The organism is Sphingomonas pruni NBRC 15498 (genome assembly GCF_001598455.1).
Classification (GTDB): domain Bacteria; phylum Pseudomonadota; class Alphaproteobacteria; order Sphingomonadales; family Sphingomonadaceae; genus Sphingomonas; species Sphingomonas pruni.
Genome location: NZ_BCYZ01000059.1, coordinates 21,543 through 28,952 on the forward strand (window position 1 = coordinate 21,543; position 7,410 = coordinate 28,952).

General features: G+C 64.5%; 7 protein-coding genes. 4 read left to right on the forward strand and 3 right to left on the reverse strand.

Translation table 11 applies throughout. From position 1 onward, the window contains the following. Positions 1–14 precede the first annotated feature (14 nt). Positions 15–1,418 (reverse strand): M20/M25/M40 family metallo-hydrolase, encoded by a 1,404-nt coding sequence (locus SPR01S_RS16015; protein ID WP_066591160.1) that lies wholly within the window; start codon positions 1,416–1,418, stop codon positions 15–17. 179 nt (positions 1,419–1,597) lie between these two features. On the opposite strand from SPR01S_RS16015, the gene ettA reads away from it, so the two are divergent. Beyond that, positions 1,598–3,277 (forward strand): energy-dependent translational throttle protein EttA, encoded by a 1,680-nt coding sequence (gene ettA / locus SPR01S_RS16020; RefSeq protein ID WP_066591163.1) that lies wholly within the window; start codon positions 1,598–1,600, stop codon positions 3,275–3,277. A 73-nt stretch (positions 3,278–3,350) separates the two neighbouring features. Here ettA and SPR01S_RS16025 read toward each other — a convergent pair whose 3' ends face one another. Further along, positions 3,351–3,620, reverse strand: coding sequence for an acylphosphatase (locus SPR01S_RS16025; protein WP_066591165.1), 270 nt, complete (start codon positions 3,618–3,620; stop codon positions 3,351–3,353). Positions 3,621–3,823: 203 nt separating this feature from the next. Between SPR01S_RS16025 and SPR01S_RS16030 the strand changes: the two genes are divergently transcribed. The 3 genes from SPR01S_RS16030 to SPR01S_RS16040 all read left to right on the forward strand — a co-directional run bounded on the left by SPR01S_RS16030 (position 3,824) and on the right by SPR01S_RS16040 (position 5,487). After that, a complete protein-coding gene (locus SPR01S_RS16030; RefSeq protein ID WP_169803449.1) occupies positions 3,824–4,525 on the forward strand; it encodes a DUF3108 domain-containing protein in 702 nt (233 codons plus the stop codon). A gap of 87 nt (positions 4,526–4,612) precedes the next feature. Further along, positions 4,613–5,137, forward strand: a complete 525-nt coding sequence (gene def, locus SPR01S_RS16035; protein ID WP_066591169.1) for a peptide deformylase — start codon at positions 4,613–4,615, stop codon at positions 5,135–5,137. Then, entirely contained in the window at positions 5,134–5,487 is a 354-nt protein-coding gene (locus SPR01S_RS16040; RefSeq protein ID WP_245662047.1) for a GFA family protein, read from the forward strand. The genes def and SPR01S_RS16040 overlap by 4 nt, the downstream gene beginning before the upstream one ends. Positions 5,488–5,600: 113 nt before the next feature. Here the strand turns inward: SPR01S_RS16040 and SPR01S_RS16045 are convergent, their stop codons facing one another. Then, on the reverse strand, positions 5,601–7,265 hold the full coding sequence (locus SPR01S_RS16045) for a formate--tetrahydrofolate ligase (protein ID WP_066591171.1): 1,665 nt from the start codon (positions 7,263–7,265) through the stop codon (positions 5,601–5,603). Positions 7,266–7,410: the final 145 nt, after the last annotated feature.

The following is a 7,410-nucleotide window of genomic DNA, read 5'->3' on the forward strand; positions in this document are numbered from 1 at the left end:
CCCGTTGTCGGGACTCATTCGCTAGTATTGGGGGTGACCGGCCCGAATTCTTCGGGCGCATTGGCGACGATCGACAAGACCGTCGTCCACGCGGCGACGTTCTGGCGAAGCTGTTGCGGGTCGATCTTGTCGAGCGTGTCCTCGGGCGTGTGGTGCCAGTCGAAATAGCGCTGTCCCGACTGGGCGAGCGTCACCGCGGGAACGCCGGTCGCGAGCACCGGGCCGACATCGGTCCCACCACCCGCGACGTCCTTGCCGCGGACGATGCCGAGCGGCGCCAGGGCCGCCGCCAGCCGGTCGCCGACCGCCTTGGCGCTGTCGGGCAGGTTGGTGTTGAACCGCCAGACATTGTCGGCACCGAAATCGGATTCGCTCGCCATCGCGAACTTCTCGCCGGCATGCGCCTTGGCATAGGCCGCGCCGCCGAACCCGCCGGGTTCCTCGGCGCCGAACCAGACAACCCGGATGGTGCGGCGCGGGCGCGGGCCATCGAGCAGGCGCTTTGCTGCCGCAGTGGTGATCGCGACACCGGCGCCGTCGTCGATCGCGCCGGTGGCGAGATCCCAGCTGTCGAGATGGCCGCCGATCAGGATAACGCCTGCCTTGGGATCGGTGCCGGGCACCTCGGCGACGACATTGCCCGATTCGGCGTCGGGCAGCGTCTGTGGGGTAAGAACCAGTTTCATCGTCACCTTGTCGGTGCGCGCGAAGATGCGTTCGAGTTGCTCGGCGTCGGCGACCGACAGCGCGCCCGCCGGGATCGGCGCCATACCCGGCGTCCAATTGGTCCCGCCGGTATGCGGCCAGCGCCCCTTGTCGCTGCCGATCGAACGGATGACGGTGGCGACGGCGCCTTTCTTGGCGGCGATATTGGGGCCGATGAAGCGCGCCCCGCCATAAGCGCCATAGCCGCTGCCATCCTGCGTCGCCTCCATCTGGTTGGAGATAAAGGCGATCTTGCCCTTCAAGCTGCCGTCGGGCGCGGCGACCAGGTCGCCGAGCGTCGGGAAATAGACGACAGGCGCGGTGATGCCCTCGGGCGGCGTGGCGCCCGAGCGGCCGAGCGCGGCGATGACGAGTTTCTGGGGATAGGGGCCTACGATCTCGGCGGTCTCGGCGCCGCGCACCCAGACCGGCATCTTGTAGGTCTCGATATGGACGTTCTGGAAGCCGAGCTTCTTGAGCCGGGTCACTGCCCAGGCGCGGGCACGGGCTTCCGCTTCGGTCGCCGCAAGCCGCTGCCCGACCTCCGTCGTCAGCTCCTCGACTATATCCCAGGCGACCTGGTCCTTGAGCGCCGCGTCCCGTGCCTTGGTCACGGCGGGGTCGACTCTCGCGGCTTCCGGCGCGCGCTGCGCCATGCCCGGCGCGGCGAGAGAGATGGCAAGTGCGGTGGACAGCATCAGCGTGATGCGCATGGGTTATGGTCTCCTGCGACGAACGGAGCCCCGCGCCGGACGGCGCGTGGGAAGGGCGTGTTGCTTAGGGCCAATACGCTCTGCCGGGCAAGCCGCCGGGGCTTTCCAATCGGCAGTCCAATCGCTATCTGCCCGCTCTACTTTTCCGGCAATTTCAAACCACGGAGCAACGTGCCGCCATGGCCGCCCAATACGCTTATGTCATGAAGGACATGACCAAGTCCTTCCCCGGCGCCCCCAAGCCGGTGCTGAGCAACATCAACCTGCAATTCTATCACGGTGCGAAGATCGGCATTGTCGGCCCTAACGGCGCGGGCAAATCGACGCTGATGAAGATCATGGCCGGCATCGACCAGGATTTCTCGGGCGAGGCCTGGCCGGGCGAGAACGTTACGGTCGGCTATCTGGCGCAGGAGCCGGAACTCGACCCGAACAAGTCGGTGCTCGAGAACGTCAAGGACGGCGCGCGGGGCGTGGCTGATATGGTCGACCGCTTCAACGCGATCTCGGCCGAAATGGGCGATCCCAAGGACGACACCGATTTCGACGCGCTGATGGAGGAGATGGGCGATCTCCAGGGCAAGATCGACGCGGTCGACGGCTGGACGCTCGACAGCCAGCTCGAGCTGGCGATGGAAGCGTTGCGCTGCCCGCCGTCGGACTCGCCGGTCACCAACCTGTCGGGCGGTGAGAAACGCCGCGTCGCGCTGACCCGGCTGCTGATCCAGAAGCCGTCGATCCTGCTGCTCGACGAACCGACCAACCACCTCGATGCCGAAAGCGTCGAATGGCTGGAAAACCACCTCAAGGAATATGCCGGCGCGGTGCTGATGATCACCCACGACCGCTATTTCCTCGACAATGTGGTCGGATGGATCCTCGAGATCGATCGCGGCAAGTACTTCCCGTACGAAGGCAATTATTCGACCTATCTCGAGAAGAAATCCAAGCGGCTCGAGCAGGAAGAGCGCGAGGAATCCGGACGCCAGAAGGCGATCAAGGACGAGCTCGAATGGATCCGGCAGGGCGCCAAGGCGCGCCAGACCAAGTCGAAAGCGCGTATCGCCAAGTTCGATCAGTTGGTCGAGGCGCAGCAGAACCGCTCGCCCGGCAAGGCGCAGATCGTCATCCAGGTGCCCGAACGGCTGGGCGGCAAGGTGATCGAGGTCGAGAATCTGACGAAGAGCTATGGCGACAAATTGCTGTTCGAGAATCTGTCGTTCACGTTGCCGGCCGGCGGCATTGTTGGCGTGATCGGGCCTAACGGCGCGGGCAAGTCGACCTTGTTCAAGCTCATCACCGGAGCGGAAAAGCCCGATTCGGGAACGATCGACATCGGCACTACCGTTCGGCTGGGCTATGTCGACCAGAGCCGCGACCACCTCGACGACAAGAAAAACGTCTGGGAGGAAATCTCCGACGGGCTCGATTACATGAAGGTCAACGGCTTCGACCAGTCGACCCGGGCCTATGTCGGCGCGTTCAACTTCAAGGGCGCCGACCAGCAGAAGAATGTCGGCAAGCTGTCCGGTGGTGAGCGCAACCGCGTCAACATCGCCAAGATGCTCAAGCGCGGCGGCAACGTGCTGCTGCTCGACGAACCGACCAACGACCTCGACGTCGAAACGCTCGGCGCGCTCGAAGAAGCGATCGAGAATTTCGCCGGCTGCGCCGTGGTCATCAGCCACGACCGCTTCTTCCTCGATCGCCTCGCGACGCATATCCTGGCGTTCGAAGGCAACAGCCATGTCGAATGGTTCGAGGGGAATTTCGAGTCGTACGAGGAAGACAAGCGTCGCCGTCTCGGCGACGCCGCTGATCGCCCGACCGCGTTGGCGTACAAAAAGCTGACGCGCTGAACGATCGAAAAAGGCTCCGCGGCCATAGGACCGCGGAGCCTTTCTCAGCCCGACGGGGGGGATGGTCGGGCCGCTATGCCGTGAACCGCTTGGTAAACCCTTTCACCGGCTGGCCCGCTTCGACATAGGCCTCGACATGGTCGACCCGCGCCAATGGCGGGCCAGCGCGGCACGCCTCGACCAGCGAGGCGACCGCATCCTCCTCCCCAGACGCCATTATCTCGACCGTGCCGTCGTTGCGGTTGCGCACCCAGCCGGTGACCCCCAAGGCCTGTGCCTTGCGGATGGTAAAATCCCTGAAGCCGACCTGGTGCACTTTACCCGACACCACGACCCGCTGCATTATCCCCATAAATTACAACCCTTTTTGACACGATTGCAGGGTTGGTCCCCACCAATCGCGCAGAGTCTAGCACCGGGCGAAGCGAACCGTAGCGTTACGATCCGCAGCCTGGCGTACAAGCGGGGCAATCCGGCGGCGACTGCCGCGAATTTGCGCCGAACCGAAGGGCGCCGCTAGTAGGTCTGCAGAATTCAGGAGGATGTGTGCCGATAGTCCCGGCCTTGTTGATCTGGTCAGCGGCCACGGCCGTGCCCACTGAAAATCTGCCTCCGATCGACGGTGCGTTGCTGCCGGTCGGAGACGCTTGCTACACGGTCGCTGGGACGGAGCAGGACAATTCCGCGGGCAACGTCCTGCGCCGTGTCGAACGCTTCGACGATAAGCGGCTGATGATCACTATCGTCTCGCGATTCAATGGGGGCCCACTGCTGGCCAGCCGGATCGAAGTAGCGCTCCCGAGCCTGCGTCCGATCCGCACGACGGAGCAAAGTGACGGCGAGACCGACCTCTCGGTGCGCTATCATGATGACAGAGCGCGCGGCACGGTCCGCGGCGCGGATGGCCGACGCAGAACGAGCGAAGTTCCGCTGCCCGGACCGGTGTGGGACGACGAGACGATCGAATTCGTCCTGGCCGCGCTGCCCCTTGCCCAGGGCGCGCATTTCGACTTGCCCGTATTTCATTTTGATCGCGGACCCGGCGTGACCAGGATCGATGTCCGGCGTTCCGTTTTGGCAGAGGAGGGCGGTAATGGTCCGACAACTGCCTGGGAGATCGAGGCCAGCACGCGAACCGATATGACGATCAACTTCCTGGTATCTCAGACCAATCGTCAGCTGCTCGCGGTCGACGTGGGCGGCGTTCGCTCGACGCTGGGCGGCGATTGTTCGGAGCTGATCCACTGAAAGTTCGTTGCACGGCGCGTAAATCGGCGGCGTTTTCCGCGGGAACCATCCTTGACGCGCCAGCGGCGCTTTCATAGCTGACGCATTATGACTGTTCTCACCATTCTCGAAGTACCCGATCCCGGCCTGCGCGCCGTTGCCGCGCCCGTCAGCGAAGTCGACGATACGATCCGTGCCACGCTCGCCGACATGTTCGAGACGATGTACGCAGCGCGCGGCATCGGTCTCGCCGCGACGCAGGTCGGAATCGAGAAGCGGCTGGTCGTGATCGACCTGCAGGAGCCCGAGGAAGAAGGCGGCGAGCCGGTACGCAAGCCCGTCGCGTTCGTGAATCCAGAACTGCTATGGGTCAGCGACGACTTAGCCGTGTATAACGAAGGCTGCCTGTCGATCCCCGAGCAATATGCCGAAGTGCAGCGCCCTGCGCGGTGCCGCGTGAAATGGCTCGACGGCGACGCCACGCCACATGAGGAAGACATGGACGGCCTGATGGCGACGTGCATCCAGCACGAGATCGACCACCTCAACGGCGTGTTGTTCACCGACCATATCTCGCGGCTCAAGCGCGACATGATCATGAAGAAGCTGGCCAAGGCCCGGAAGGCGGCTTGATCACCGTCGAAGGCGGCTGCCATTGCGGCCATGTCCGCTTCGAGGTGCGGCTGGAGACGCCGGAAGTCGAATTGCTCGATTGCGGCTGCTCGATCTGCCAGATGACTGGCTATCTTCATTTGATCGTGCCTGACGCGCGTTTTCGCCAGACCGAGGGGCGCAGCGACCTTATTCTTTACCGCTTCGGCTCGGGGCGAGCGCGGCATCTCTTCTGCCAGCATTGCGGCATCAAGAGCTTCTACCGCCCGCGCTCGCATCCCGACGCGATCAGCGTGAACTGGCGTTGCCTCGACGAAGATCACGGTTTGACCGCGAAGATCGTGCCGTTTGATGGGGTTTATCCGGCTTAAGCGACGAGTCCAATAAGTCGTCATACCAATAGGCCGTCATGCCAGCGAAAGCTGGCATCTCAAGCCGCGTGGGCTAGCGCCAAAATCCCCTCCCGCGAGCGGGAGGGGAGAGATCAGAACAACCCTTCGATCGCGCCGGCCGGGCCGATGCGAATTCCCTCCGCCGCCGGCACGCGCGGCAATCCCGGCATGGTCATGATCTCGCCACAGATCGCGACGACGAACCCCGCGCCCGCCGCCAGCCGCACTTCGCGCACCGGGACGATATGGCCGACCGGCGCGCCCAATTTCGACGGGTCGGTGGAGAAGCTGTACTGCGTCTTGGCCATGCAGACGGGGAGGTGGCCATATCCGGCCTCTTCCCAGCGCTTGAGTTGCGCCAGCACGCTCGGCTCGGCGGTGGCGTGCTCGGCGCGATAGAGGCGTGTGGCGACGGTGTTGATCTTGTCGAACAGCGGCAGGGCATCGTCGTAGAGCGGGGCGAATTGCGCTCCGCCGCCGTCCGCCAATGCGGCGACGTGATGTGCCAGCGCCTCGGTGCCCGCGCTGCCATCGGCCCAATGCGTGCAGACGATCGCCTCGCAGCCATTGGCTGCGGCGATCTCGCGTACGACGCGCATCTCATCTTCGGTATCGCTGTCGAAGCGATTGATCGCGACGACGACGGGAATACCGAACTGGCGGACATTCTCGAGATGCCGCGCGAGATTGACGCCTCCGCGTCGCACCGCCTCGGGATCCGCCGTGCCGAGATCGGCCTTGGCGGTCCCGCCATTCATCTTGAGCGCGCGGATCGTCGCGACGACTACCGCCGCTGACGGCTTGAGGTCGGCCTGGCGACATTTGATGTCGAAGAACTTCTCCGCGCCCAAATCCGCCCCGAACCCGGCTTCGGTCACGACATACTCGGCCAAGCCGAGCGCGGTGTTGGTCGCGATCACCGAATTGCAGCCATGCGCGATATTGGCGAACGGGCCGCCATGAATCAGCGCGGGATTGCCCTCCAGCGTCTGGACCAGATTGGGCTTGATAGCCTCGGCGAGCAGCACCGCCATGGCGCCATCGGCTTTCAGGTCGCGCGCGGTGACGGGCTGGCGGTCGCGCGTATAGGCAACGACGATCCGGCCGAGCCGTACCTCGAGGTCCTCAAGATCCTCCGCCAGGCACAGGATCGCCATCACTTCGCTCGCGACAGTGATGTCGAACCCGCTCTCACGCGGGAAACCGTTGGCGACGCCGCCGAGCGACTGCGCGATGTCGCGCAACGCACGGTCATTCATGTCGAGCACGCGCCGCCAGACGATCCGGCGCACGTCGATATCGAGTGCGTTGCCCCAATGAATATGGTTGTCGATCATCGCCGCGAGCAGATTGTGCGCGCTGGTGATGGCGTGGAAATCGCCGGTGAAATGAAGGTTGATGTCCTCCATCGGCACCACCTGGGCATAGCCGCCGCCGGTGGCGCCGCCCTTGGTCCCGAAGCACGGCCCCAGGCTCGGCTCGCGCAGCGCCAGCATCGTCCTCTTGCCGATCCGGTTGAGCGCGTCGGCGAGCCCGACCGAGGTAGTCGATTTGCCTTCGCCAGCGGGCGTCGGACTGATCGCGGTAACCAGGATCAACTTGCCCAGGTCACGCGGGACCGGAAGGTGCTCGCGGATCAGCTTGGCTTTGTATTTGCCATAGGGCTCGACCGCGTCGGGCGAAATGCCGGCGCGGTCGGCGACCTGCTGGATAGGGCGGAGGGTCGCGGCGCGCGAAATCTCGATATCGGAGAGCATGCGCGCGGTCTTAGCCGTCCGTACCGTCTCTCGTCACCCGCCGTAACGAAATTCATTCCCCTCCCGCTCGCGGGAGGGGTTAGGGGAGGGCCGGTTCAGCTTGGGCTGCCCATCCCCGACACCCCCCCCCCCCCCCCCCCCCCCC